Raw genomic sequence first — 23,429 nt, 5'->3', positions numbered from 1 at the left:
ACCTGCGGGGGGCACATAATGCTTTCGTGGCATCAGCACAGGCGATCCCCGCGTCCCGGCTGCACGGGCACCACGACCGTCCGAGCATGGTCAGCGTGGGCACGATCGTGTGGTTGTCCAGCGAACTGATGTTCTTCGCGGCGCTGTTCGCCTCCTACTACACGATCCGCGCGGTCAGCCCCGAGCTGTGGGCGCAGAGCACCGCCGGACTCGACGTGCCCTACGCGGCCACCAACACCACGATCCTGGTGCTGTCCTCGGTCACCTGCCAGGCCGGCGTCTTCGCCGCCGAGCGCGGTCAGGTCGGTCGCAGCGGCCCGCTGTGGCGGTTCTGGGGCGGCTCGTGGGGGCTGCGCGAGTGGTTCGTGCTCACCTACTTCATGGGCGCGATCTTCGTCGCCGGGCAGGCCTTCGAGTACGTGACCCTCGTCCACGAGGGCATCACGATCCCGGCGTCCTCCTACGGCACGATGTTCTACCTGACCACCGGCTTCCACGGGATCCACGTCACCGGTGGCCTCATCGCCTTCCTGCTGGTGCTCGGACGCACCTTCTTGGCCCGCAAGTTCACCCACGAGCAGGCCGTCAGCGCGATCGTCGTGTCCTACTACTGGCACTTCGTCGACGTCGTGTGGATCGGCCTGTTCGCCACGATCTACCTCATCAAGTAGCCGACGGATCGAGGAACACAAGCACCGTGAGACTCCGCCTGAAGAGCACCGCCTCCCGCGTCGCCGGCGCCGTGTCGCGACGTCGGCGCAGCCGCTTCGCGGCGCCCGCCGTGCTGCTCATCGGCCTGCTGGCCACCGGCGCGACCTACTACGCCGTGAGCCCGGCCAGCGCGAGCGGCAGCGACAGCAGCACCGACGCCGTGGCCAAGGGCCGCAACCTGTTCCTGGTCGGCTGCGCCTCCTGCCACGGGCAGAACGGCGAGGGCATCGTGACCAAGCGCGGCAAGAACTACGGCCCCTCGCTGATCGGGGTCGGCGGGGCGGCCGTCGACTTCCAGGTCGGCACCGGACGCATGCCGATGGCCGCGCCCGGTCCGCAGGCCCCGGAGAAGAAGGTCACCTACTCCAAGACCGAGATCTCCCAGCTGGCCGCGTACGTGGCCTCGCTCGGCCCTGGTGAGTCGGTGCCCAGCAAGTCCGACTACGACACCAGCGGCTACGGCACCGAGTCGATCCGGCGCGGCGGCGAGCTGTTCCGCACCAACTGCACCGCGTGCCACAACTTCGCCGGCTCCGGCGGTGCGCTGCCGGGTGGCAAGTACGCCCCGAAGCTGGTGGGCGTCTCCAGCAAGCACATCTACGAGGCGCTGCTGACCGGTCCGCAGCAGATGCCGGTCTTCTCCAACGACGTGCTCACCCCGCAGGACAAGCGCGACATCATCAGCTACCTGAAGAAGAACGAGCGCACCCAGGGCTACGGCGGGTTCTCGATGGGCGCACTGGGTCCGGTCTCGGAGGGCATGTTCGCCTGGCTCGCGGGTATCGGAGTACTGGTGGGCTTCGCGGTATGGATCGCCTCCCACACCGCTCGCGTCAGGAAGCGTGAGGAGGGAACGTCATGAGCATCGACCACGAGCAGCGCACCGGCTCGGAGCTGGTGGCCGCCGAGCCCGATCCCGTGCCCGACCCGGGCATGGAGGAGCACCTCCCCCGGCCGACCGACGTCGACCCGATCGCCGAGCGGCGCGCGGAGCGCCAGGTTGCCACGCTGTTCGGCCTCTCGGTGCTGTTCACCCTCGGCTTCTGCGTGGCCTACTTCGCCATCAAGATCAAGGGCCGCACCGACCCGCCGCACATCTTCGGCTGGGGCGCCTCCAACGTCGCGCTCGGCGGCTGCCTGGGCATCGCGCTTCTGCTCATCGGCACCGGCGCGATCCTGTGGGCCCGCAAGCTCATGGGCGACCACGAGATCATGGAGATGCGTCACCCGGCCCGCTCCTCCGACGAGGACCGCGAGGAGGCGCTCTCGGCACTGAGCCTGGGCACCGAGGAGTCGGGCATCGCCCGGCGCCCGCTGATCCGCAACTCGATGCTGGCGGCCATGGGCGCCCTCGGGTTGCCCGCCATCGTCGCGCTGCGCGACCTGGGCCCGCTGCCCGGCAAGAAGCTCTTCCACACCGTGTGGACCGAGGACATGCCGATCGTCCAGGACGTCACCGGCACCAAGATCAAGGCCTCCGACATGCAGGTGGGCCAGCTGGTCAACGCCGAGCCGGGTGTCTTCTACGACGCGTTCACCCCGCCCGGCGGCGGCACCACGGTCGAGGTGCCCGAGGGCGTCACGGCGCAGGAGGACCGCGCCAAGGCCGCGATCGTGGTCGTCCGGATGGACCCCGACGCCATCACGCCGGCCAAGGGCCGCGCCGACTGGGGCGTCAACGGCATCCTGGTCTTCTCCAAGATCTGCACCCACGTGGGCTGCCCGATCTCGCTGTGGGAGCAGCAGACCCACCACCTGCTCTGCCCCTGCCACCAGTCCACCTTCGACCTGGCCGACAACGGCAAGGTGATCTTCGGCCCCGCCGGCCACGCGCTGCCGCAGCTGCCGATCAAGGTCGACGAGGATGGGTACCTGGTGGCACAGAGCGACTTCACCGAACCGGTCGGACCGAGCTTCTGGGAACGAGGGTGATCACCAGATGAGCACCAGCACTCCGGTCAACACCAACGGCACCAAGGCCTCCAATGCGGCCAAGCCCAGCAAGGCGGGCGCGGTCGCGGACTGGGCGGACTCCCGCCTGGGCCTGGCGACGGCCATGAAGAAGAACCTGCGCAAGGTCTTCCCCGACCACTGGTCCTTCATGCTCGGCGAGATCGCGCTGTGGAGCTTCGTGGTCCTGCTGCTGACCGGCACGTTCTTGACGCTGTGGTATCGCCCGAGCATGGGCGAGACCGTCTACCACGGCTCCTTCCAACAGCTGAACGGCCTGGAGATGTCGGAGGCCTACTCCTCCACGCTCAACATCTCCTTCGACGTGCGCGCCGGGCTGCTGATGCGCCAGATGCACCACTGGGCCGCGATGCTCTTCATCGCCGGCATGATGGTGCACCTGCTGCGCGTGTACTTCACCGGCGCCTTCCGCAAGCCCCGCGAGCTGAACTGGGTCATCGGCTGCCTGCTGCTGCTGCTCGGCACCCTTGAGGGCTTCACCGGCTACTCGCTGCCCGACGACCTGCTCTCGGGCACCGGCATCCGCGCCGCCGACGGCTTCATCAAGTCGATGCCGGTGGTGGGCACCTACATCTCGTTCTTCCTCTTCGGTGGGGAGTTCCCGGGCGACTCGATCATCCCGCGGCTCTACACCGTCCACGTCCTCCTGATCCCCGGCGTGCTGCTCGGCCTCATCGCCGCCCACATGCTCCTGCTCGTCTACCACAAGCACACGCAGTGGCCCGGCCCCGGCCGTACGAACGAGAACGTCGTGGGCTACCCGATGCTCCCGGTGTACGCCGCCAAGGCCGGCGGGTTCTTCTTCATCGTCTTCGGTGTCACCGCGCTGCTGGGCGGGTTCCTCTCGATCAACCCGATCTGGCGCTACGGCCCCTACAACCCCTCCGAGGTGACCGCCGGCTCGCAGCCGGACTGGTACATGGGCTGGCCCGACGGGCTGCTGCGCATCATGCCCGGCTGGGAGAGCAACTTCTGGGGCGTCACCATCGGCTGGAACGTGCTCGTCCCGATCATCATCATGCCGGGCGTCATGTTCACGATCTTGTTGATGCTGCCCTTCATCGAGTCGTGGATCACCGGTGACAAGCGGGACCACCACCTGCTGCAACGCCCCCGCAACGCCCCGACGCGGACCGCGCTCATGGTCGCGCTGATGACCTTCTACGGCATCTCCTGGATGGCCGGCGGCAACGACATCATCGCCATCGTCTTCCACCTGAGCATCAACTCGATCACCTACTTCAACCGCGTCGCGGTCTTCCTCGGGCCGATCATCGCCTTCATCATCACCAGGCGCTGGTGCATCTCGCTGCAGCGGCACGACAACGAGACGCTGCTGCACGGCTACGAGACGGGCGTCATCATGCGCGACGCCTCGGGCGGCTACACCGAGAAGCACCTGCCCCTCCCGGTGGCCGACCAGTACACCCTCACCGCTCGCGACCGCGACGAGATTTACCAGATCGAGTCCGCCACCGACGAGAACGGCGTCCAGGCCCCCGGCACCCGCAAGGAGCGGCTGCGCGCGAGCCTGTCGTCGTGGTGGTACCGCAACAACCAGCAGAAGCCCACCCGGGCCGAGCTGGAAGCGGCCCACCACCACGCCGCGGACGAGGCCGCCCACGACGCTCCCCTGGTCGGCCAGCGCGCCGACGGCCACCAGTTCGACGGCCGCCACGGGACCGAGGGCGACGACTTGGCGCACCACAAGGACTGAGCCGCCGCGGCGGGGGTTTTGCCGGGCACCCGGCAAAACCCCCGGAAATTGGCGTCAGAAGCGGTCGATCTGACGAGTTCTGGTAGGTCGGTGTCTGATTGACGTCGATCTCGCGTTATCCACAGCCGGACGAAGCCGTGGTTGGCAACACCTGCGCGACGCCGCAGGATCCACGGCATGGCTCGTGACCCCCTTCCGCTGCTCGTCGACGGCGTCCTCCTGCGCCGCGAGGCGCTCGACTTCGGCGTCGACGATGACGACCTCACCAAGGCCGTGCGGGAGGGGGCCCTGGTCCGGGTCCGTCAGGGCGCCTACGCCGATCGCCGGGTGTGGGACCGGCTGCCGGCGCAAGAACGGCTTCTGCTGCTTAAGACGGCCGTGATCCGGATGTACGGCGGCGGTCTCATTTCCCACGACAGCGCCGTCGTCCTGCACGGCGGTCCGGACTGGGGACTCGACCTGGAGCATCTTCACCTCACCCGCCCCGATGGGACCGGACGCACCCAGGCGCGGATCGTCCACCACCGGGGCGTGGCCCACCCCACCGACCTCCACCTCCCCGGAGGCGGGTCCGTCACCTCCGTGGCGCGCACGGTGGTGGAGACGACTATCAGAGCGGACTCGGTCGAGCTCGGCGTCGTACTGGGCAGCCACTTCCTGCGCACCAAGCAGGTGAACAGCGACGAGCTCCGAGACGCTCACACCACCGCCCTCCATCACCGCGGTGGGCTCGTGCTCACTCCCGCTCTGGCACTCGCAGACCCACGGCTCGGGTCCGTGCTCGAATCGAGGTGCTGGTACATGTTCCACCGACACGGCCTGCGCGGCGTCATCCCGCAGTATCCGGTCGTCGTCATGGGCGAGCTCTTCTTCTTGGACTTCGCCATCCCGAAGCTCGGCGTGTGGGTCGAGACCGACGGCAAGGAGAAGTACGTCAAGTACCGGCGACCGGGCGAATCCATCGTCGACACCGTCCGGCGCGAGCGACGCCGCGAGATCCTCGTCCGCGAGAAGGAGGGCCTCGAGCCCGTCAGGTTCGACTGGTGGGACATGGGGCGCCCCGAGGAGTGCCTGCGGCGCATCTACCAGGCAGCTCAGCGGCGTGCGGCGTAATCTGCGCACATCGGGCGAGCCCTGACTGAACCTCGTCGCAGCGACCGTTTCTGGAGCGAATTTCCGGGGGTTTTGCCGGGCACCCGGCAAAACTCCCCGCCGGGCGCGGCCGCCGACTACGTCAGCGCAGAACCCTGCTGCCAGTCCGCCCACGACATGTTCCAGTCGCCGTAGCCGTTGGTGAGGGTCATGGGCTTATCGGTGCCGGTGTACTCCACCGGGTCGCCGATCATGCTGTTGTTGAACAGCCAGGCGGCGTTCTCGTTGCTCAGGCCGGTGCAGCCGTGGCTGACGTTGGCGTGGCCCTGCGAGCTGACCGACCACGGGGCGGCGTGGATGAACTCACCGGAGAAGGTGAGCCGCATCGCGTACTTGACGCCCTTGAGGTTGTAGCCCAGGGGGCCGTTGGGGTCGATGCCGATGGTCTCGGAGTTCATGTCGTGGCTGAGATCCTTCTCCACGATCACCTTCGTGCCCGAGCGGGTGGTGAAGCCGGCCATGCCGGTGGTGATCGGGATCTGGCGGATCTGCTTGCCGTCGCGGATGACCTTCATCTGGTGGGTCGTCGCGCTGACCTTGAGCACCTGGCTGCGGCCGACCTTGAAGCTGTACTTGCGGTCGACCTGGCCGTAGATGCCATTGCCCGCGTCGACCGAGGCGAGGTCGAGGTCGACGTTCACCGTGCTGCCGCCCTGCCAGTACGTCTGCGGGCGGTAGTGGGCGGTGTTGTCGTCGATCCAGTACCAGGACCCGGTCTGGCCGGCGCTGGTGGTGACGTGCATGTTGCGCTCGAAGGCGGCCTTGTTCTTCACCGGCCGGTCGAAGTGCACCATGATCGGCATGCCGACACCGACGTTGGCGTCGGGCAGCGGATTGACGCTGGGGTAGGTCTGCTCGTCCTTGGTCAGGCTGGCCGCGTCGAAACGGGCGGTCCAGGTGCGGGCGGTGCCGCTGGCGTCGGCGGCCACCGCCTTGACCACGTACTTCTTGCCCGAGGTGAGCCGGCTGGTGGCGTGCCAGCCGGTGCGGTCGGCGTTCATCTGCCCCGGCACCTCGACGCCCTTGAGCGTAGCCAGCTGCACCGTACGGAAGGTGCCCTCGGAGGCGGTCAGGCGCAGCAGCTTGCTCACCGGGACCCCGGTGGCGCCGGCCTTGATGTTGGAGGAGACCGAGACCTTCGACTGCGGCGCCTTCGACGACTCCCCCGAGCTCGAGCTCTTCGACGACGAGGCGGAGCCGTCCGAGGAGCCGGAGCCGCCGCCGCAGCCGGCGACCGTCAGGGCGAGAGCCGCGACCGCGAGCGTCGAGGTTCGTCGGGACATGCGCATGTGAGGAGCTCCGTGAAGGCCGAGGGCACGGGCACCTGAGTGGAACCCGCCTTCACCCTAACAAGCCGGACCCATGCGTTCTGCATACCGCTCAGTGAGCGTGCACACCCCGGTAGTACTCGAAGATCCAGCCCGAGAGGGCGATCGCCCCGAACACCGCTCCGATGATGAACAGCCACCAGCCGAAGACGACGCCGAGCACGCACACGGCCAGCGTCGCGCCGCACCACAGCGGCCACCAGCTGTAGGGCGGGAAGAAGCCCAGCTCCCCCGCGCCGTCGGCGATCTCGGCGTCCTTGCGGTCCTCGGGACGCGGCGCCATCGTGCGGGCGTGGAAGCCGAGGTACACCGAGACCATGAGCGTGAGCAGCCCGGTCATGGTCAGGGCCGCGGTGCCGGTCCAGTCGCCGCCGGTGCGGCTGTTGTCGGTCGCCAGCCAGTAGCTGGGGGTCACGATCACCAAGAAGATCGTGCAGATGATGAAGATCCAGGCTTCAGCCTTCACCGCTCACCGTCCTGGGGGCCGGGGTTGACGTCGGGGATCTCCTTGCCCTGCTCCTCGATCCGCTCGGCGAGCACCTCGGCGCGACCGGTGGTGTCCGGCGCGTCGCGGAAGCCCTCCTCGACGGCCATCTCGACGTTGTCGCCGAGCTCGAGCGCGGCGATCTCGGGATGGTGCAGGTCGAAGGCCGGGGACTCCGAGCGGATCCGCGGGATGGAGACGAAGTTGTGCCGCGGCGGCGGGCAGCTGGTCGCCCACTCCAGCGAGCGGCCCCAGCCCCACGGGTCGTCGACGACGACCGGGGCGGAGAAGCGCGACTTGTAGACGTTCCAGAAGAACGGCAGCGTCGAGCTGGCCAGCAGGAAGGCGCCGATCGTGGAGATCTGGTTCAGCCCGGTCCAGCCGTCGGAGGGCGAGTAGTCGGCGTAGCGGCGCGGCATGCCGATCACACCGAGCCAGTGCTGGATCAAGAAGGTGGTGTGGAAACCGATGAACAGCAGCCAGAAGTGGATCTTGCCCAACCGCTCGTCGAGCATCCGGCCGGTCATCTTGGGCCACCAGAAGTAGAAGCCCGCGAACATCGCGAACACCACCGTGCCGAAGACGACGTAGTGGAAGTGCGCCACCACGAAGTAGGAGTCCGAGACGTGGAAGTCCAGCGGCGGGGTGGCCAGGATGACGCCGGTCAGGCCACCGAACAAGAAGGTGGTGAGGAACCCGACCGACCAGAGCATGGGGGTGTCCATGGATATGGATCCCCCCCACATCGTGCCGATCCAGTTGAAGAACTTGACGCCTGTCGGCACGGCGATCAGGAAGGTCATGCCGGAGAAGAACGGCAGGTTGACCGCGCCGGTAACGAACATGTGGTGCGCCCAGACCGCCACCGAGAGGATGGCGATGCCCAGCGTCGCCGCGACCAGGCCGACGTAGCCGAACAGCGGCTTACGGCTGAACACCGGCAGGATCTCGGTGATGATGCCGAAGAACGGCAACGCGATGATGTAGACCTCGGGGTGGCCGAAGAACCAGAACAGGTGCTGCCACAGGATCGGCCCGCCGTGGACGGCGTCGAAGACGTGGGCGCCCAGCTTGCGGTCGGCCTCCAGCGAGAGCAGGGCGCCGGCGAAGATCGGGAACGCGATCAGCACCAGCAGGCTGGTGACCAGGGCGTTCCAGCAGAAGATCGGCATCCGGAACATCGTCATGCCGGGGGCGCGCATGCAGATGATCGTGGTGATGAAGTTGACCGCGCCGAGGATGGTGCCCAGACCGGCCATCCACAGGCCCATGATCCACAGGTCGCCGCCGACGCCGGGCGAGTTCACGTGGTTCGACAGCGGCGTGTAGGCGAACCAGCCGAAGTCGGCGGCGCCGCCGGGCACGATGAAGCCGCTGGCGGTGATGAGGCCGCCGAAGAGGAACAGCCAGTAGCTGAACATGTTCAGCCGCGGGAACGCGACGTCGGGCGAGCCGATCTGCAGCGGCATGATCACGTTGCCGAACCCGAAGAACAGGGGCGTCGCGAACAGCAGCAGCATGATCGTGCCGTGCATCGTGAAGAGCTGGTTGTACTGCTCGTCGTTGACGATCTGGGTGCCGGGGAAGGCCAGCTCGGAGCGGATCAGCAGGGCCAGGATGCCGCCGATGATGAACCAGGCGAACGAGGTGCCCAGGTAGAGCTTGCCGATGAGCTTGTGGTCGGTGGTGGTGAGCACCCGCACGACCTGCTGGCCGAGCGTGCGCGAGGGGGCGCCCCGGACGCCGACCCGTGCGGCGAAGCCGTCGCCGCTGGTGGTCGCGGTCATTCCTCGCTTCCCTTCTCCTGGGACAGACCGGGCTGGACGTTGTCGTAGTTCGTGCCCTTGGCCTCGCCCTGGTTGTCCGGGTTGGCGGCCAGCTTCTCGATGTGGGCCTCGTAGTCGGACTCCGAGACCACCTTGACCTGGAACAGCATCCGGGAGTGATAGGTCCCGCAGAGCTCGGCGCACTTGCCGTCGAACGTGCCGGTGCGGTCGGGCGTCAGCGTGAAGTGGTTGTCACGCCCGGGCACCACGTCCATCTTGAACAAGAAGGCCGGTACCCAGAACGAGTGGATGACATCGGGTGAGTACAGGTCGAACCGGATGTTCTTGTTGATCGGCAGGTACAGCGTCGGCGGCTGCGCCGGGGTGCCGCCCTCGTGGACGGTCTTCCCGTCGGCGGCGTCGACGTAGTTGAAAGTCCACGACCACTTCTGGCCCACGACGAGGATCTTGGCGTCCGGACGCGGCGCGTTCTGGTCGTTGGGCAGCACCTTGTCCTGCACGCGGACGGTGAAGGTGAACAGCACGACGACCATGACGACCGGCGCGATCGTGTAGAAGATCTCGATCGGCAGGTTGTAGCGGGTCTGCACCGGGATCTCGTCGTCGCTGCGGCGGCGGAACCGGATGACGGCGTAGAAGATCAGGCCCCAGACGACGACGCCGACGATGATCGCGGCCAGCCACGCCCACTGCCACAGGTCGAGCATGTAGTGCGCTTGCTTCGTCTTCGGCGCCGGCATGCCGACCCGCTCGAAACGGGTGCCGTCGGCACAGCCGCTGAGGGCCAGCATGGCGCCGACGAGGACGGCCGCCAGGAGCGGACGACGCCAGCGCCGGGAGGTGTGACGACCCACGAGCTCAGAGACCTTTCGTCGGCGAAACCACCAGGAGATCACCAGGAACCAGTGCGATTACCGAGCGTACTACCGGCTGAGTTCTCGCTGAGGCGCAGGTAGGGGTGTCCGGTGAGGTTCGCTAGATCGCGCCCAGGTGCGGGCGCACCTCGGCCGCTGCGGCGTCGCCGTAGGCCGCGGCGAACCGGGCCGCGAAGTGCTCCCTGGTGAGCCGGTACTCCTGGGTGCCGACGGTCTCCACGACGTAGGAGGCCAGCGTCGAGCCGACCTGGGCGGCCCGCTCGAGGTCCAGCTGCCACGAGAGGGCGGCCAGGAAACCGGCCCGGAAGGCGTCGCCGACGCCGGTGGGCTCGGCCGCCTCCACCTGGCAGGCGGGCACCTCGATCGGTTCGTGGCCGCTGCGCATCACCCGGGCGCCGTCCCTGCCCAGCGTGACCACCTGGACCTCGACGCGCGAGAGCACCTCATCCTCGGTCCAGCCCGTCTTCTGGGCGATCAGGTGCGACTCGTACTCGTTGCTGAAGAGGATGGCCGCACCGTCGACGAGGTCGCGGATCAGCTCGCCCTCGCCGAAGGCCAGCTGCTGGCCGGGGTCGGCGACAAAGGGGTAGCCGCGCTGACGGCACTCGCGGGTGTGACGGCGCATGCCGTCGGGGTCGTCGGGACCGATCAGCACGTAGGAGGGCTCACCGACCGCCTCGACGATCGGGCGCAGCTCCAGCAGCCGCGCCTCGGACATCGCACCGGGGTAGAACGAGGCGAACTGGGCCATCGTGGAGTCGGTGGTGCACACGAAGCGGGCGGTGTGTTGGGAATCCGAGATCCGGATGTGGTCGCAGTCCACACCGTGGCGCTCCAGCCAGGAGCGGTAGTCGGCGAAGTCGTCTCCGGCCGCGCCGACCAGGACCGGCCGCACCCCCAGTGCGGCCAAGCCGAAGCTGATGTTCGGCCCGCAGCCGCCCCGTCGGATCTCCAGATCCTCGACGAGGAAGGAGACCGACAGCTTGTCGAGCTGCTCGACCACCAGCGAGTCGGCGAACCGCCCGCCGAAGGTCATCAGGTGGTCGGTGGCGATGGATCCGGCGATGAGGAGCGACACAAGCCCGGGACAGTACTAGAGCGCCGGATCGATGGGACTCAGTGGAAGCTGTCCCCGCAGGCGCACGAGCCCGTCGCGTTGGGGTTGTCGATCGTGAAGCCCTGCTTCTCGATGGTGTCGACGAAGTCGATGGTGGCCCCGTTGAGGTAGGGCACGCTCATGCGGTCGACGACCACGGCCACGCCGTCGAAGTCGGTCACGGCGTCGCCGTCGAGGTTCCGCTCGTCGAAGAAGAGCTGGTAGCGCAGACCGGAGCAGCCGCCCGGCTGCACCGCGATGCGCAGCTGCAGGTCGTCCCTGCCCTCCTGCTCCAGCAGGCTCTTGACCTTGCCGGCGGCGACGCCGGTGAGGTTGATGCCGTCGGTGCGGTGCTGGGTGTCGACGGACTGCTCAGTCATCTGCTGCTCCCATGGGGATCGAGGTTGCTGCTGGGTGCAAGTCTTCCACAGCACCGGTTATTTCCGCCGCCGACGACCGATGTTGCGAGACTCCGCGCCGGCTCAGGGTCGCCGGCCCCAGGTGCGGGCGGTGCGCTCGGCCAGCCGCGCCAGCGAGCCGGCCGGGTCGGCGAAGGCGGCGTCGCGGCCGACCAGGTCGACCAGGGAGTAGGCCGACTCCACCCCCAGCGTGCGCATCTCGCGCGAGCCGACCAGGACCTCCCCGGCCAGGGCCACGCACGGCACCAGCGCCTCGGCGGCGAGCTGGGCGACGCCGTAGGGCACCTTGCCCGAGCGCGAGGAGAAGTCGAAGGCCCCCTCCCCGGTCAGCACCAGGTCGGCGCCGCGCAGCCGCTCGGCCAGGCCGACCGCGTCGGCCACCAGCGCGACGCCGGGCTCGCGGGTGGCGCCGAGGAGCAGCAGCGCGAACCCGATGCCACCGGCCGCGCCGGCGCCCTTCTGGGCGGCGGTGAGTCTGCCCTCGTGGCCGGTCGCGGCGACGAGCTCCTCGAGCCAGCCGTCGAGCACGACCAGGCGCTCCTCGGCCACGCCCTTCTGGGGTCCGAAGTTCTTGGTGGCCCCGAGCAGTCCGGTGAGCTGGTTCTCCACGTCGCTGGCGGCCACCAGCTCGACACCGGCCAGCAGCTCGCGGGCGGGCCCGAGCTCGACGTCGGCGAGCCCGTGCAGGCCGGCCGGACCGGCGTCGAGCACTCCCCCGGTCGGAAGCGCCCCCAGCGCCGCGAGCACACCGGCCCCGCCGTCGTTGGTGCCCGAGCCGCCCAGCCCCACCACGACCCGCGTCGCGCCCGACTCGACCGCCTCGCGCAGCAGCTCGCCCACTCCGGCGCTCGTGGCCTGCTCGGGACGTCGTTCCTGCGCCGGCACCAGGTGCAGCCCGGCGGCCTGGGCGGACTCCACGTAGGCCGTCTCCCCCACCCGCAGCACCAGCGCGGGCACGGGCTCCTCGTAGGGCCCCGAGACCGTCACCGCCAGCAGCTCGCCGCCGAGCGCCGCGTGGAGCACGTCGACGAAGCCGGGACCGCCATCGGACATCGGTACCGCCACCAGCTCGTCGTCCGGCGCACGCCGCGTCCAGCCGTCGATGATCGCCTCGGCCGCCTCGACCGCCGTCAGCGTGCCGGCGAACTTGTCCGGAGCGACCACGACCCGCATGCCTGGCGACACTAACGTCACCCTGTGGACGCCAGGATCCGGCCGATGCGCCCCGACGACGTCGCCGCCTGCGAGCGGCTCACGGCGCGCACCTACTACGAGGCCGACACGCGCCTGTACCAGCGCGCCTGGCCCGACCCGGTCGAGCGCAGCCCCGAGCGAGGCACCCGGTGGCGCGCCCGCACCGCCCACGTGCTGGCCACGGACCCGGGCGGGTGCTGGGTGGCCGAGCAGGACGGCGAGATCCTCGGCTGCGCGATCTCGTTCCGCCGTGAGCTGATGTGGATCCTGGCCAGCTTCGTGGTGGAGCGGCGGCTGCAGGGCCACGGCGTCGGCACGGCGCTGCTGAGCGTCGCGCAGGAGTACGGCCGGGGGTGCCTGCGGTCGATGCTGGCCTCCTCCGGCGACCCCGCAGCTGTGCGCCGCTACCGGCTGGCCGGCTTCACGCTGCACCCGCAGTACCTGCTGTGGGGAACGGTCGACCGCGCCTCGCTGCCCGTGGTGGAGCACGTGCGCGAGGGCTCGGCCGGCGACGTCGACCTGCTGGACTCCCTGGACCGGCGTACCCGCGGCGCCGCCCACGGCCCCGACCACGCCGTCCTGCTGGCCGAGAACCGGCTGGTCGTGACCGATCGGCCCGCCGGCTCGGGCTACTGCTACGTCGGCGCCGACGGCTCCCCCGCCGTGCTGGCCGCGACCAACCGGCGGACCGCCACCGCGCTGCTGTGGGAGGCGCTGGCCTCCTCCTCACCCCGGACGCGGGTGGTCCTCGCGCACGTCACCCAGCCCAACGACTGGGCGCTCGACGTCGGCCTGGCCGCCCGCCTGTCCGCCTACTCGCAGGGGTACCTGGCACTGCGCCACCTCAAGCCGCCCGCGCCCTACCTCCCCCACGGCGCGCTGCTCTAGCCCAGAGGTCTCAGGAGGTCTCAGGAGGTGATGTGCTGCCCGGCCCGGAACAGCGAGAGGTCGGGGTCGTGGCGCAGGATCATCGCCCGGGTGCGCCGCCGGTAGCGCCAGATCTGCACCAGCCCGACCGCCCAGAGCAGGTACTGGAGGCTCATCGCCCACCGGAACGCCCCGGCGGTGTAGGCCGTGGAGTCCCCCGGCGTCCGGGCGTCGAGGACCAGCCCGATGGCCACCACCAGCACCAGGCTGGCCAGGAAGCCGCCCTGGTTGATGATCCCGGTGGCGCTGGCCAGCCGGTCGGGAGGGTTGGAGGTGCGGCCCATGTCGAAGCCGATCATCGAGGCGGGTCCCCCGACGCCGCAGACCACCACCAGCACGACCAGCAGCCACAGCGGCGCGTCGCCGGGCCAGGCCAGGACGACGGTCCACACCGTGACGATGGCCGCGATGATGGCGAGCACCAGCGTCGAGCGGTGCCACGGCTGCACGGTGATGCGCCAGCCGAGCACGGGCCCGGCGCTCATCACGGCCAGGACCATGATCGTCAGCAGCACACCGGCGGTGGCGGAGCTGACGTGCTCGCCGCGCACGAAGAACGGGTAGCCCCACAGCAGCGACAAGGTGGTGGCGCTGAACTGGGTGGAGAAGTGCATCCAGAAGCCCAGCCGGGTGCCGGGGTGGCGCCAGGACGCGGCCAGGCTCGTCCGGATCGCACTCAGCGACATCGCCGGGCCGATCGTGCGGCGTACGCCCGGGGCGTCGTGCACGAGCACCGCGAGACCCACGCACATCACGATCCCCAGCGACGCGCTGATCAGGTAGGTGCGCGTCCAGCCCAGGTGGGCCAGCCCGTAGGTCATCGGGATCGCCGCGAGGATCGCGCCCGACTGCCCGACCACGCCGGTGAGCTGGGTGATGATCGGGATCCGGCGCGGCGCGAACCAGGTGTTGACCAGGCGCAGCACACAGATGAACGTCATCGCGTCACCCATGCCGACGAACACCCGCGCGGCCAGCGCCTCGGGGTAGCTCTCGGCCAGCGCGAACCCCGACTGGGCCAGCGTCAGCACCGCCGCCCCGGTCATCAAGACGGCCTTCGGGCCGTAGCGGTCCACCAGCAGTCCCACTGGGATCTGCATGCCGGCGTAGACCAGCAGCTGCACCATCGTGAAGGTGGCCAGGGCGCCGGCGCCGATGTCGAAGCGCTGCGCCGCCACCAGACCGGCCACCGCCAGCGAGGAGCGGTGGAACACCGCGAGCAGGTAGGTGGCCAGCCCGACCACCCAGACCGCCACCGCCCGCCGCGAGAGGGGCGGATCGGCGGGCACTGCTGTCACCGGCCCATCGTAGGTACCTTGCGCCCATGCACGAACTCGTCTTGTGGGCCGGCTTCCTCGGCGCCTGGCTGCTCGTGGTCGGCCCGCTGTTCCAGGCCCTGCTGGAGCTGCAGGACGAGGAGCTCGAGCAGGACCGGATCCGCGACACGATGCTCTCGATGGCCCCGCCGGGACCGGTCTCGCGGTGGTGGCTGCTGCTGCCGCCGGTGTGGTGGGTCAAGCACAACCGGCGGCGTGCGGAGTTCATGGAGCAGCTGCTGGCCCACCTCAGCGACGAGGACTACGAGGCGTTCAGCAGCTTTATGAAGAAGGCGCGCGGCTGGATCTTCGTCGGCCTCGGCGGCCTGCTGATCGCGGCCAAGGAGACCTGGGAGCTGGTCGAGGGCCACGAGTGGCCGAGTTGGCTGTTCTGGGCACTGGTGGTGCTCGGCCTCATCGTCTCGCTGGGCAACCTGGCGCTCTACGGCGTCGCCGACCAGCGGCAGCGGGAGCGACGCCGGCAGCTGCGTGACGGCACCTAGGCCAGCACCGGGCAGTCCCACAGCGGGAACTGCTTGGTCTGGTCGGCCTCGAGCGGCATCTCGTGCTGCAGCTGGGTCTTGACCTGGAGCTCCAGCAGCACGTCGCGCTCGCGCTTCCCGGGCAGCGGGGCGAACGGGTAGAAGGTGCCGGTGGTGTAGCGGTAGACGAGCCCGAGCGGCTGCCCGGTGGCGCTGCGGAAGCCGACCACGCTGGCCAGCAGGCTCCGGGCGAATCCCTGGTCCTGCAGGGAGGTGTTCACCGCGTGCAGGTCGGTGACCAGCGACCCGACGTCGTCGGCCGGCCACCGGCTGATCAGCCAGGTGAAGCCGAACCCGTCGGGCACGCGCTCGACGTCGGGGCCCTCGTCGGAGTCGAGGAACGCCACGAGCTCGGCCTCGGCCTCGACGAACGCCGGCCCCTCGGCCTGCCGGTAGCAGACCCCGCCGACGCCGGTGGCGACGACGTCCATCGCCGTCTGCAGCGTCACCGCGGCTCCGGGCAGCGCGAACAGGCTGTCCAGCTGGGGTCGCACCTGCTTGTCGCGGCCGGTGAGCACCGACCAGAAGCCCTTCACGCCGGCTCGCCCGGCCTCACTGCGTCCGCTGCTGGAACCCGCCGTCGAAGGGCCGGCCCAGTTCGGCGGCGACCTTCGAGAGCTGCTCGAGCCGCTGCTCCAGCGAGGGGTGGGTGGAGGTCAGCGTGTCGAGCGAGACGCCGCGGATGGCGGGGGCGATGAAGAACGCGTTCATCGCGCTCACCTCGCGCAGGTCGCGCTGCGGGGCGGCGTTCATTTGCCCGGAGATCTTCATCAGGGCCGAGGCCAGCGCCTGGGGCTGCTGGGTGAGCAGGGCACCGCTGCGGTCGGCGCACAGCTCGCGGTAGCGCGAGAGCATGCGGGTGAGCAGGAAGCTCACCGCGTAGACCACCAGGCTGACCACCAGCGCCAGTATCAGCGCCACGCCCGCGCTGGGCCCGTCGTCGTCGTTGTCGCGACGCCCGCCCATCCCGAACAGGAACCCGTATTGGGCACCGTTGCTCACCATCCCGGCGATGATGCCGGCCGAGCTGGCCACGGTCATGACCAGCACGTCGCGGTGGGCGACGTGGGACAGCTCGTGCGCCAGCACGCCCTCGAGCTCCTCGGCGGTGAGCAGCTGCAGGATGCCGGTGGTGACGCAGACCGCCGAGCGCTCCGGGGAGCGGCCCGTGGCGAAGGCGTTGGGCACGTCGGAATCGGAGATGGCGACCACCGGCTTGGGCATGTCGGCCAGGGTGCAGAGCCGGTCGATCATGCCGTGCAGCTCGGGGGCCTGCTCCGAGGTGACCACCCGGGCCCGCATCGCCCGCAGGGCGACCTTGTCGGAGTTGTACCACTGCCACCAGGCGACGCCGAGGCCGGCGAGACCGACCACGAAGGCCAGGCCGGGACCGCCGAAGGCCTGGGCCAGGTAGATCAGCACCACCATGAACGCGACGAAGAGCGCGCCGAGTCCGAACATCACCGTGGTCATCCGGGCGGTGAGGCCGGAGTCGTGGACGAACCGGGTGCGGGCCATGGTGGTGGTACTCCTTCGTGATTCGGAGGTGTGCGTCAGTCGGAGGGCTTGGGCTGGTCGGCCGGGAGCTGGGTGACGTTGCTGGGCTGCTCGGCCTCGGTGCTGGCGGCCGGGAGCTCGCCGGCGGTGCTCTTGGCCTTGAGCTGGGCCAGCTCGCTCTCGACGTCGGACTCGGTGCTCATCGCGGCCAGTTCGCGGGCGATGTCGTCGCCGTTGTTGGTCGCGCCCGGCTCGTCGAGGGCCCCGGAGGCCAGCAGCTCGTCGATGGCGCCGGCCCGGGCCTGCATCTGCGCGGTCTTGTCCTCGGCGCGCTGGATGGCCTGGCCGACGTCGCCCATCTCGGTGGAGATACCGGAGAACGCCTCGTTGATCTTGGTCTGCGCCTCGGCCGCGGTGTAGGTGGCCTTGATCGTCTCCTTGCGCGTGCGGAAGGCGTCGACCTTGGCCTGCAGCTGGCGCGCGGCGTTGGTGAGCTTCTCCTCCTCGCCCTGCAGCTGGGCCACCTGGCCCTGCAGGTCGGTGACCTGCGCGGTCAGCCCGGACTTGCGGGTCAACGCCTCGCGGGCGAGGTCCTCGCGGCCCATGTCGATGGCCTTCTGCGCCTGCTCCGACAGCTTCTGCTGCTGGGTGGTGAGCTGGGTCAGCTGCATCTCGACGCGCTTGCGGCTCGTGGCCACGTCGGCCACGCCGCGGCGCACCTTGGTGAGCATCTCCAGCTGTCGCTCGTAGCTGTAGTCCAGGGTCTGGCGCGGGTCCTCCGCCTTGTCGAGCGCCTGGCTCGCCTTGGCCTTGAAGATCAACGTGAAGCGCTGCCACAGGCCCATGTCGAGGCCCCTCTCATATCGGTGACGTCGCCTCCCAACCTACGAGGAAAACGGGCGGGGGTCCCACATCGTTCCCGCGGGTAGGCTCCGCCACGTGTTCGGTCGCACGCGCGCAGCAGAGGACGTCTCGCCCACCCACACCAAGGAGGGCGGCAAGGGTCACGCCACGCCCACGCGCAAGGACGCCCAGGCGGCGGCCAAGCAGCGCGCCCGCACCGGCCTGGACCCGAAGGCCAACCGCAAGCAGATCCGCGACGCGCGCGCCGCCCACTCGCAGAAGGTGCGCCAGGGCATGCGCAGCGGCGACGAGCGCTTCTTGATGGAGCGCGACAAGGGACCGGTCAAGCGCTTCGTGCGCGACTACGTCGACAGCCGGCTCTCCTTCATGGAGTTCCTGCTGCCGGTGCTGGTCGTCATCATGGTGTTGCAGTTCACGCGGGTGCAGAGCCTGATGCAGCTCTCCAACGGGCTGTGGACCGCCTCGATCGTGCTGCTGCTCGTCGACGTCGCGCTGCTCAACTTCCGGCTGGGCCGCGAGATCAAGCGCCGCTTCCCCGACGGTGACACCCGCGGCTGGCGGTTCTACGCCCTCATGCGCTCGATCCAGCTGCGGGTGCTGCGGATGCCCAAGCCGCAGCGCAAGGTCCGCGAGAAGCTGCCCGACAGGTACTAGGGCCTGCCTGGCCGCCGCCTACGCGCTCAGCGGCATCGGGCCGTAGACCTCGCGGTCGTCCTCGAGGAGGGTGACCGCGGCGACGCCCTGGGAGGCCAGCTCGGCCCAGAACTCCCCGACGTAGGACTCTGCCTCCCCGCGCGTGGGGAACTCCTGCCGGCCCTCGGGCGGCGCCACCTCGCTGCCGTCGGCGGCCTCGAGCCGCCACCACCAGACTCCGGGTGCGGTTGCCTCGGGCATCTCAGCTCTCCTTGACGTGGCTGGGAACGAACGGCGGCCGGGTGACGACGAAGACCTCGGACCGGCCACGGACGTCGACGCTCACCTCGGCGCCGTCCTCGATCTGTGCGTCGAGCAGCGCGAGCGCGACGCCCTGGCGCAGCGTGGGCGAGAAGGTGCCGGAGGTGACCTCGCCCACCGGCAGATCGGGAGTCAGCAGCACCCGCATGTGCGGGCGGGCGATACCGCGTCCCGTGGCCCGCAGCCCCACGAGCCGCCGGCGTACGCCGGCCTCCCGCTCGGCCACGATCGGCTCGCGGCCCCAGAACGCCGGTTTCTTCCAGCCCACCGCCCAGCCCACCCGGCCCTGGTTGGGAGTGGTCTCCAGGCCGATGTCCTGCCCGTGCAGGGGGTAGCCCATCTCGGTGCGCAGCGTGTCGCGGGCGCCGAGGCCGCACGGCGTCGCCCCGGCCGCGACGACCGCGTCCCACAGCGCGCCGGCCCGCTCGGCCGGCAGCACCACCTCGTACCCGCGCTCGCCGGTGTAGCCGGTGCGGCAGACGAACGAGCCGTCGGCCGCCACGAACGACATGTAGGGGTGGCCGGCGGGCAGCCCGGCCTCACGCATGACGCGGTCGGAGTCGGGCCCCTGCACCGCGAAGATCGCGTACTCGCGGTGGTGATCGCTGACGCTGACCCCGGCCGGCGCCTGGGCCGCGAGCCGGCGGACCACCTCGGGCGAGTTGGCCGCGTTGGGCACCAGCAGCACCCGGTCGTCGGAGACGTAGTAGACGATCAGGTCGTCGACGATCCCGCCGGTGGCGTCGTCGCAGCACAGCGTGTACTGCGCCTGACCCGGCCCGATGCGACCGAGGTCGTTGCTCAGCGTGGCGTTCACGTACGCGGCGGCCCCGGAGCCGACGACCAGCGCCGTGCCCAGGTGCGAGACGTCGAAGACGCCGACCGCCTCGCGCACCGCTGCGTGCTCCTTGAGCACGCCGGTGTACTCCAGCGGCATCTCCCAGCCGCCGAACTCCGCGAGCTTGGCCCCCAGTGCCACGTGCCGGTCGTGCAGCGGGGAGTGCAGGAGGGCCATGCGCCGCAAACTATCGCCCCCTACATAGTCTGTGCAGCGATGACCACCTACACGCTCCGGCAGGGCAGTCCGGACAAGACCCGGGCCGACGTCGTGGTCATCGGGATCCACCAGGGCTCGACAGGCACCAAGGGCGGCAAGGGCCCCGTCGTGGCCGAGGGCGGTGAGGCGGTGGCGAAGGCCTACGGCCGCCGATTCGCCCCGCTGCTGTCGTCGATGGGCGTCACCGGCCAGGTCGGCGAGGCCGTCCGCGTGCCGACGAACGGCACCCTGCGCGCCGCGGTCCTGGTGCTGGTGGGCCTGGGCGGCAGGAGCGACCTCGACGAGGCGCGGCTGCGGCGCGCCGCCGGCGTGGCCGCCCGCACGCTGGGCAACGCGGCGTCCGTGGCGCTGGCACTCCCGGCCACCGACGCCGAGCAGGTCCGCGCGGTCTGCGACGGCTTCTTGTCCGGCTCCTACTCCTACCGCGGCGTGAGGTCGAAGCCCAGCAGCAAGGGCGGGGTCTCCGAGGTGGCGATCCTCTCCCCCGCCGCCCGCCAGAAGTCGGCCACCGAGGCCCTCGACCGCGCCCGCACCCTCGCCGGGTTCGCCGACCTCGCCCGCGACCTGGTCAACACCCCGGCCAACCTGCTCACCCCGCAGGGCTTCGTCGACGCCGTGGCCGGCGCGCGGCCGCGCCAGGTGAGCGCCGAGGTGCTCGACGAGGCCGCGCTGGCCGAGCTCGGCTGCGGCGGCATCCTGGGCGTCGGTGCCGGTTCGGCCAACCCGCCCCGGCTGCTCAAGCTGGAGTACCGCCCCCGCGACGCCACCTCCCACGTGGCCCTGGTGGGCAAGGGCATCACCTATGACTCCGGCGGGCTCTCCATCAAGCCGGCCTCGGGCATGGTCCACATGAAGGACGACATGGCCGGTGCGGCCTCGGTCGTGGCCGCGACGTACGCCGCGGCCGAGCTCGGGCTGCCCGTGCGCGTGACGGCGTACGCGCCGCTGGCGGAGAACATGATCTCCGGCAGCGCCTACCGGCCCGGCGACGTCCTGACGATGTTCGACGGCCAGACCGTCGAGATCCGCAACACCGACGCCGAGGGCCGGCTCGTGCTGGCCGACGCGCTGGGCATGGCGGCGGCCAGCGACGTCGACGCGGTGGTCGAGATCTCCACCCTCACCGGGCCGTGCGTGGTGGCGCTCGGCGACCGCATCGCGGGGCTGTTCGGCGACGACGGCGCCGTGGCGGACGTGCAGGCTGCGGCCGACCGCGCCGGCGAGCTGGTGTGGCGGCTGCCGATGAGCGAGTTCACCAGCGAGCAGGTCCGCACCGAGTCGCCGGTGGCCGACCTGCTGCAGCACAACTGGGTGCGCTGGGGCAGCGCGTCGTGGGCCGCGGCGTTCCTCAAGGAGTTCGTGCGGGACAAGCCGTTCGCGCACATCGACATGGCCGGTCCCGCGTTCAACACGGGCGGCGCCTGGGGCCATGTGCCCGCCGGGGCCACCGGCTACGGCGTCGCCACGCTGGTGGAGTACCTCAGCGCCCGCTAGCCCCGCGCTGGCGCTGGTTGTACTCGCGCATGCGGTGGGGCACGCCCACCACGGCGGCGTCGTAGGAGGGTAGGCCCAGGCCGTTGCAGAAGTCGTGGGCCCACTTCACCGAGGGCACCCGGCGCCGGGTCCACTCGCCGTCGTGCGCCACCAGCAGCAGGGTCACCGGCTGGGTCATCGTGGGCGGCTCGACGAACCCCTCCACGCCGCGTCGCTGCGCCGTCCACTCGCGCAGGTGCGCGGCGTCGGCCGGGTCGCTGCGGCGTACCTGACCAGGGCGTCTGCGGCGGAGTCGGTCGAGGAGTCCCACGGCGACGAGTGTGCCCGACGCCGCGCGCGGCATCAGCAGATTGCCGTGCAAGGATGACCGGGTGCCGAAGGATTCCTACGACGTCGTCGTCCTGGGGGCCGGTTCCGGCGGCTATGCGTGCGCACTCCGCGCGGCCGAGCTCGGGCTGAGTGTGGCGCTGATCGAGAAGGACCGGCTCGGCGGCACCTGCCTGCACGTGGGCTGCATCCCGACCAAGGCGCTGCTGCACGCCGCCGAGGTGGCCGACGCAGCCCGCGAGTCCGAGCAGTTCGGCGTCCGCGCCACGCTCGAGGGCATCGACATGGCCGGCGTCAACGGCTACAAGGACGCCGTCGTCGGCCGCCTCTTCAAGGGCCTGACCGGACTGGTGAAGGGCCGCGGCATCGAGGTCGTCGAGGGTGCGGGACGGCTCACCTCGCCCACCACCGTCGACGTCGCCGGCACCACTTACACCGGCCGCCACGTCGTGCTCGCCACCGGCTCCTATCCCCGATCGCTGCCCGGCCTGGAGGTCGACGGCGAGCGGGTGCTGACCTCCGAGCAGGCGCTGCGCCTGGACTCGGTGCCGGCCTCGGTCGTGGTGCTCGGCGGCGGCGTGATCGGCTGCGAGTTCGCCAGCGTGTGGCGCTCCTTCGGTGCCGAGGTCACCATCGTCGAGGCGCTGCCGCACCTGGTGCCGCTGGAGGACGAGGCCTCGAGCAAGGCGCTGGAGCGTGCCTTCCGCAAGCGCGGCATCGCGTTCCGCACCGACACGCGGTTCGAGAGCGTCAAGGTCGGCGACGACGCGGTGCAGGTCACCGTGGCCGGCGGCGACACCATCGAGGCCGACCTGCTGCTGGTGGCCGTCGGCCGCGGCCCAGTGACCGACAAGCTCGGCTACGCCGAGCAGGGCGTCGCCATGGAGCGCGGCTTCGTCACCACCGACGAGCGGTGCCGTACCTCGGTGCCTGAGGTCTACGCCGTCGGCGACATCGTGCCCGGCCTGCAGCTGGCCCACCGCGGCTTCGCGCAGGGGATCTTCGTGGCCGAGGACATCGCCGGGCTCGCACCCCGCCCGGTCGAGGAGGTCACCATCCCGAGGGTCACCTACTGCGAGCCCGAGGTGGCCTCGGTAGGTCTGACCGAGGCGCAGGCCCGCGAGCAGTACGGCGAGGAGATCGAGACCCTCACCTACGACCTCGCCGGCAACGGCAAGAGCCAGATCCTGCGCACCGCAGGCTTCGTGAAGCTGGTGCGTCGGACCGAGGGTCCCGTCGTCGGCGTGCACATGGTCGGCGCCCGCGTGGGGGAGCTGGTCGGCGAGGCCCAGCTGGTGGTGGGCTGGGAGGCTCACCCCGACGACGTCGCACCCCTGGTCCACGCACACCCCACCCAGAACGAGGCACTCGGCGAGGCCCACCTGGCCCTGGCCGGCAAGCCGCTGCACGCCCACTCCTGAATCGGTAAGGATGAGTCCCATGGCAACCCCCGTCACCCTCCCTGCGCTCGGCGAGTCGGTCACCGAGGGCACCGTCACCCGGTGGCTCAAGCAGGTCGGCGACACCGTCGCCGTCGACGAGCCGCTGCTGGAGGTCTCCACCGACAAGGTCGACACCGAGATCCCCTCCCCCGTCGCCGGCACCCTGCTGGAGATCAAGGCCGAGGAGGACGAGACCGTCGAGGTCGGCGCCGAGCTGTGCGTCGTCGGCGAGGAGGGCGAGGGCAGCGGCAGCTCCGACGAGGGCGCCGACGAGG

Annotated in this window: 25 protein-coding genes; 11 read left to right on the top strand and 14 right to left on the bottom strand. The window is 70.3% G+C overall.

Features of this window, described 5'->3' with window-relative positions:
- Positions 1–26: 26 nt before the first annotated feature.
- The 5 genes from ctaE to D9V37_RS11265 all read left to right on the top strand — a co-directional run bounded on the left by ctaE (position 27) and on the right by D9V37_RS11265 (position 5,512).
- The gene (gene ctaE / locus D9V37_RS11285; RefSeq protein WP_456299567.1) at positions 27–671 is read left to right on the top strand and encodes an aa3-type cytochrome oxidase subunit III; all 645 of its coding nucleotides are present in this window, start codon (positions 27–29) and stop codon (positions 669–671) included.
- 26 nt (positions 672–697) lie between these two features.
- Positions 698–1,573 carry a cytochrome bc1 complex diheme cytochrome c subunit gene (gene qcrC, locus D9V37_RS11280; RefSeq protein WP_232524869.1) on the top strand — a complete coding sequence of 292 codons (876 nt, stop codon included), beginning with the start codon at positions 698–700 and terminating at the stop codon, positions 1,571–1,573.
- Complete coding sequence (gene qcrA, locus D9V37_RS11275; RefSeq protein WP_121806239.1) at positions 1,570–2,643, top strand: cytochrome bc1 complex Rieske iron-sulfur subunit; 1,074 nt, start codon at positions 1,570–1,572, stop codon at positions 2,641–2,643. The genes qcrC and qcrA overlap by 4 nt, the downstream gene beginning before the upstream one ends.
- 7 nt (positions 2,644–2,650) lie before the next feature.
- Entirely contained in the window at positions 2,651–4,399 is a 1,749-nt protein-coding gene (gene qcrB / locus D9V37_RS11270) for a cytochrome bc1 complex cytochrome b subunit (protein WP_121806238.1), read from the top strand.
- A 177-nt stretch (positions 4,400–4,576) separates the two neighbouring features.
- Positions 4,577–5,512 (top strand): type IV toxin-antitoxin system AbiEi family antitoxin domain-containing protein, encoded by a 936-nt coding sequence (locus D9V37_RS11265; RefSeq protein WP_121806237.1) that lies wholly within the window; start codon positions 4,577–4,579, stop codon positions 5,510–5,512.
- Between the two features lie 116 nt (positions 5,513–5,628).
- Here the strand turns inward: D9V37_RS11265 and D9V37_RS11260 are convergent, their stop codons facing one another.
- The 7 genes from D9V37_RS11260 to D9V37_RS11230 form a co-directional block, all read right to left on the bottom strand.
- Entirely contained in the window at positions 5,629–6,834 is a 1,206-nt protein-coding gene (locus D9V37_RS11260; protein WP_232524868.1) for a L,D-transpeptidase, read from the bottom strand.
- A 97-nt stretch (positions 6,835–6,931) separates the two neighbouring features.
- Positions 6,932–7,345, bottom strand: a complete 414-nt coding sequence (locus tag D9V37_RS11255) for a cytochrome c oxidase subunit 4 (RefSeq protein WP_121806235.1) — start codon at positions 7,343–7,345, stop codon at positions 6,932–6,934.
- On the bottom strand, positions 7,342–9,150 hold the full coding sequence (ctaD, locus tag D9V37_RS11250) for an aa3-type cytochrome oxidase subunit I (RefSeq protein ID WP_121806234.1): 1,809 nt from the start codon (positions 9,148–9,150) through the stop codon (positions 7,342–7,344). Before ctaD ends, D9V37_RS11255 begins: the two co-directional genes overlap by 4 nt.
- Positions 9,147–10,004: an aa3-type cytochrome oxidase subunit II gene (ctaC, locus tag D9V37_RS11245; RefSeq protein ID WP_232524867.1), complete on the bottom strand. Its 858-nt coding sequence runs from the start codon at positions 10,002–10,004 to the stop codon at positions 9,147–9,149. The genes ctaD and ctaC overlap by 4 nt, the downstream gene beginning before the upstream one ends.
- A 121-nt stretch (positions 10,005–10,125) precedes the next feature.
- Entirely contained in the window at positions 10,126–11,103 is a 978-nt protein-coding gene (locus D9V37_RS11240) for a carbohydrate kinase family protein (RefSeq protein WP_121806233.1), read from the bottom strand.
- A gap of 38 nt (positions 11,104–11,141) precedes the next feature.
- The gene (gene erpA, locus D9V37_RS11235; protein WP_121806232.1) at positions 11,142–11,501 is read right to left on the bottom strand and encodes an iron-sulfur cluster insertion protein ErpA; all 360 of its coding nucleotides are present in this window, start codon (positions 11,499–11,501) and stop codon (positions 11,142–11,144) included.
- Between the two features lie 102 nt (positions 11,502–11,603).
- Positions 11,604–12,713 (bottom strand): glycerate kinase family protein, encoded by a 1,110-nt coding sequence (locus D9V37_RS11230; RefSeq protein ID WP_121806231.1) that lies wholly within the window; start codon positions 12,711–12,713, stop codon positions 11,604–11,606.
- Positions 12,714–12,737: 24 nt separating this feature from the next.
- On the opposite strand from D9V37_RS11230, the gene D9V37_RS11225 reads away from it, so the two are divergent.
- Positions 12,738–13,622: a GNAT family N-acetyltransferase gene (locus D9V37_RS11225; RefSeq protein WP_232524866.1), complete on the top strand. Its 885-nt coding sequence runs from the start codon at positions 12,738–12,740 to the stop codon at positions 13,620–13,622.
- 20 nt (positions 13,623–13,642) lie between these two features.
- Here the strand turns inward: D9V37_RS11225 and D9V37_RS11220 are convergent, their stop codons facing one another.
- On the bottom strand, positions 13,643–14,959 hold the full coding sequence (locus tag D9V37_RS11220; RefSeq protein ID WP_232524865.1) for an MFS transporter: 1,317 nt from the start codon (positions 14,957–14,959) through the stop codon (positions 13,643–13,645).
- Positions 14,960–14,985: 26 nt separating this feature from the next.
- On the opposite strand from D9V37_RS11220, the gene D9V37_RS11215 reads away from it, so the two are divergent.
- The gene (locus D9V37_RS11215) at positions 14,986–15,480 is read left to right on the top strand and encodes a hypothetical protein (protein WP_121806230.1); all 495 of its coding nucleotides are present in this window, start codon (positions 14,986–14,988) and stop codon (positions 15,478–15,480) included.
- Here D9V37_RS11215 and pspAB read toward each other — a convergent pair.
- The 3 genes from pspAB to D9V37_RS11200 are packed head-to-tail and all read right to left on the bottom strand — an operon-like array spanning position 15,477 to position 17,861.
- Positions 15,477–16,055: a PspA-associated protein PspAB gene (gene pspAB, locus D9V37_RS11210; RefSeq protein ID WP_198412501.1), complete on the bottom strand. Its 579-nt coding sequence runs from the start codon at positions 16,053–16,055 to the stop codon at positions 15,477–15,479. The two genes, D9V37_RS11215 and pspAB, sit on opposite strands and share 4 nt — an antisense overlap.
- 16 nt (positions 16,056–16,071) lie before the next feature.
- The gene (gene htpX / locus D9V37_RS11205) at positions 16,072–17,037 is read right to left on the bottom strand and encodes a zinc metalloprotease HtpX (RefSeq protein ID WP_121806229.1); all 966 of its coding nucleotides are present in this window, start codon (positions 17,035–17,037) and stop codon (positions 16,072–16,074) included.
- A gap of 35 nt (positions 17,038–17,072) precedes the next feature.
- Positions 17,073–17,861 (bottom strand): PspA/IM30 family protein, encoded by a 789-nt coding sequence (locus tag D9V37_RS11200; RefSeq protein ID WP_121806228.1) that lies wholly within the window; start codon positions 17,859–17,861, stop codon positions 17,073–17,075.
- A 94-nt stretch (positions 17,862–17,955) separates the two neighbouring features.
- On the opposite strand from D9V37_RS11200, the gene D9V37_RS11195 reads away from it, so the two are divergent.
- Positions 17,956–18,534 carry a DUF3043 domain-containing protein gene (locus tag D9V37_RS11195; protein WP_158604445.1) on the top strand — a complete coding sequence of 193 codons (579 nt, stop codon included), beginning with the start codon at positions 17,956–17,958 and terminating at the stop codon, positions 18,532–18,534.
- 18 nt (positions 18,535–18,552) lie between these two features.
- Here the strand turns inward: D9V37_RS11195 and D9V37_RS11190 are convergent, their stop codons facing one another.
- Both D9V37_RS11190 and gcvT read right to left on the bottom strand, forming a co-directional pair.
- Positions 18,553–18,774, bottom strand: a complete 222-nt coding sequence (locus D9V37_RS11190) for a hypothetical protein (protein ID WP_121806226.1) — start codon at positions 18,772–18,774, stop codon at positions 18,553–18,555.
- A gap of 1 nt (position 18,775) precedes the next feature.
- The gene (gcvT, locus tag D9V37_RS11185; RefSeq protein WP_121806225.1) at positions 18,776–19,849 is read right to left on the bottom strand and encodes a glycine cleavage system aminomethyltransferase GcvT; all 1,074 of its coding nucleotides are present in this window, start codon (positions 19,847–19,849) and stop codon (positions 18,776–18,778) included.
- Between the two features lie 39 nt (positions 19,850–19,888).
- Between gcvT and D9V37_RS11180 the strand changes: the two genes are divergently transcribed.
- Positions 19,889–21,385, top strand: coding sequence for a leucyl aminopeptidase (locus tag D9V37_RS11180; protein ID WP_121806224.1), 1,497 nt, complete (start codon positions 19,889–19,891; stop codon positions 21,383–21,385).
- On the opposite strand, the gene D9V37_RS11175 is transcribed toward D9V37_RS11180, so the two are convergent.
- Complete coding sequence (locus D9V37_RS11175; protein ID WP_232524864.1) at positions 21,372–21,695, bottom strand: hypothetical protein; 324 nt, start codon at positions 21,693–21,695, stop codon at positions 21,372–21,374. The genes D9V37_RS11180 and D9V37_RS11175 overlap by 14 nt on opposite strands.
- Before the next feature lie 61 nt (positions 21,696–21,756).
- Between D9V37_RS11175 and lpdA the strand changes: the two genes are divergently transcribed.
- Together lpdA and D9V37_RS20680 are read left to right on the top strand one after the other, a co-directional pair.
- Positions 21,757–23,133, top strand: a complete 1,377-nt coding sequence (gene lpdA / locus D9V37_RS11170; protein ID WP_198412500.1) for a dihydrolipoyl dehydrogenase — start codon at positions 21,757–21,759, stop codon at positions 23,131–23,133.
- Positions 23,134–23,152: 19 nt separating this feature from the next.
- Positions 23,153–23,429 (top strand): biotin/lipoyl-containing protein (locus tag D9V37_RS20680; RefSeq protein WP_332835747.1); only part of this gene is annotated, 277 nt, incomplete at its 3' end.

It is taken from the genome of Nocardioides mangrovicus, assembly GCF_003674065.1.
Lineage (GTDB): Bacteria > Actinomycetota > Actinomycetes > Propionibacteriales > Nocardioidaceae > Marmoricola > Marmoricola mangrovicus.
This window is presented reverse-complemented; position numbering and strand designations above follow the sequence as displayed.

Excerpts from the sequence above, each read along its gene's own strand:
- qcrA (WP_121806239.1), top strand. The coding sequence starts at position 1,570 with ATGAGCATCGACCACGAGCAGCGCACCGGCTCGGAGCTGGTGGCCGCC.
- qcrB (WP_121806238.1), top strand. The coding sequence starts at position 2,651 with ATGAGCACCAGCACTCCGGTCAACACCAACGGCACCAAGGCCTCCAAT.
- D9V37_RS11180 (WP_121806224.1), top strand. The coding sequence starts at position 19,889 with ATGACCACCTACACGCTCCGGCAGGGCAGTCCGGACAAGACCCGGGCC.
- gcvT (WP_121806225.1), bottom strand. The coding sequence starts at position 19,849 with ATGGCCCTCCTGCACTCCCCGCTGCACGACCGGCACGTGGCACTGGGG.
- D9V37_RS11215 (WP_121806230.1), top strand. The coding sequence starts at position 14,986 with ATGCACGAACTCGTCTTGTGGGCCGGCTTCCTCGGCGCCTGGCTGCTC.
- htpX (WP_121806229.1), bottom strand. The coding sequence starts at position 17,037 with ATGGCCCGCACCCGGTTCGTCCACGACTCCGGCCTCACCGCCCGGATG.
- erpA (WP_121806232.1), bottom strand. The coding sequence starts at position 11,501 with ATGACTGAGCAGTCCGTCGACACCCAGCACCGCACCGACGGCATCAAC.
- D9V37_RS11190 (WP_121806226.1), bottom strand. The coding sequence starts at position 18,774 with ATGCCCGAGGCAACCGCACCCGGAGTCTGGTGGTGGCGGCTCGAGGCC.
- D9V37_RS11230 (WP_121806231.1), bottom strand. The coding sequence starts at position 12,713 with ATGCGGGTCGTGGTCGCTCCGGACAAGTTCGCCGGCACGCTGACGGCG.
- D9V37_RS11200 (WP_121806228.1), bottom strand. The coding sequence starts at position 17,861 with ATGGGCCTGTGGCAGCGCTTCACGTTGATCTTCAAGGCCAAGGCGAGC.
- ctaD (WP_121806234.1), bottom strand. The coding sequence starts at position 9,150 with ATGACCGCGACCACCAGCGGCGACGGCTTCGCCGCACGGGTCGGCGTC.
- D9V37_RS11260 (WP_232524868.1), bottom strand. The coding sequence starts at position 6,834 with ATGTCCCGACGAACCTCGACGCTCGCGGTCGCGGCTCTCGCCCTGACG.
- D9V37_RS11265 (WP_121806237.1), top strand. The coding sequence starts at position 4,577 with ATGGCTCGTGACCCCCTTCCGCTGCTCGTCGACGGCGTCCTCCTGCGC.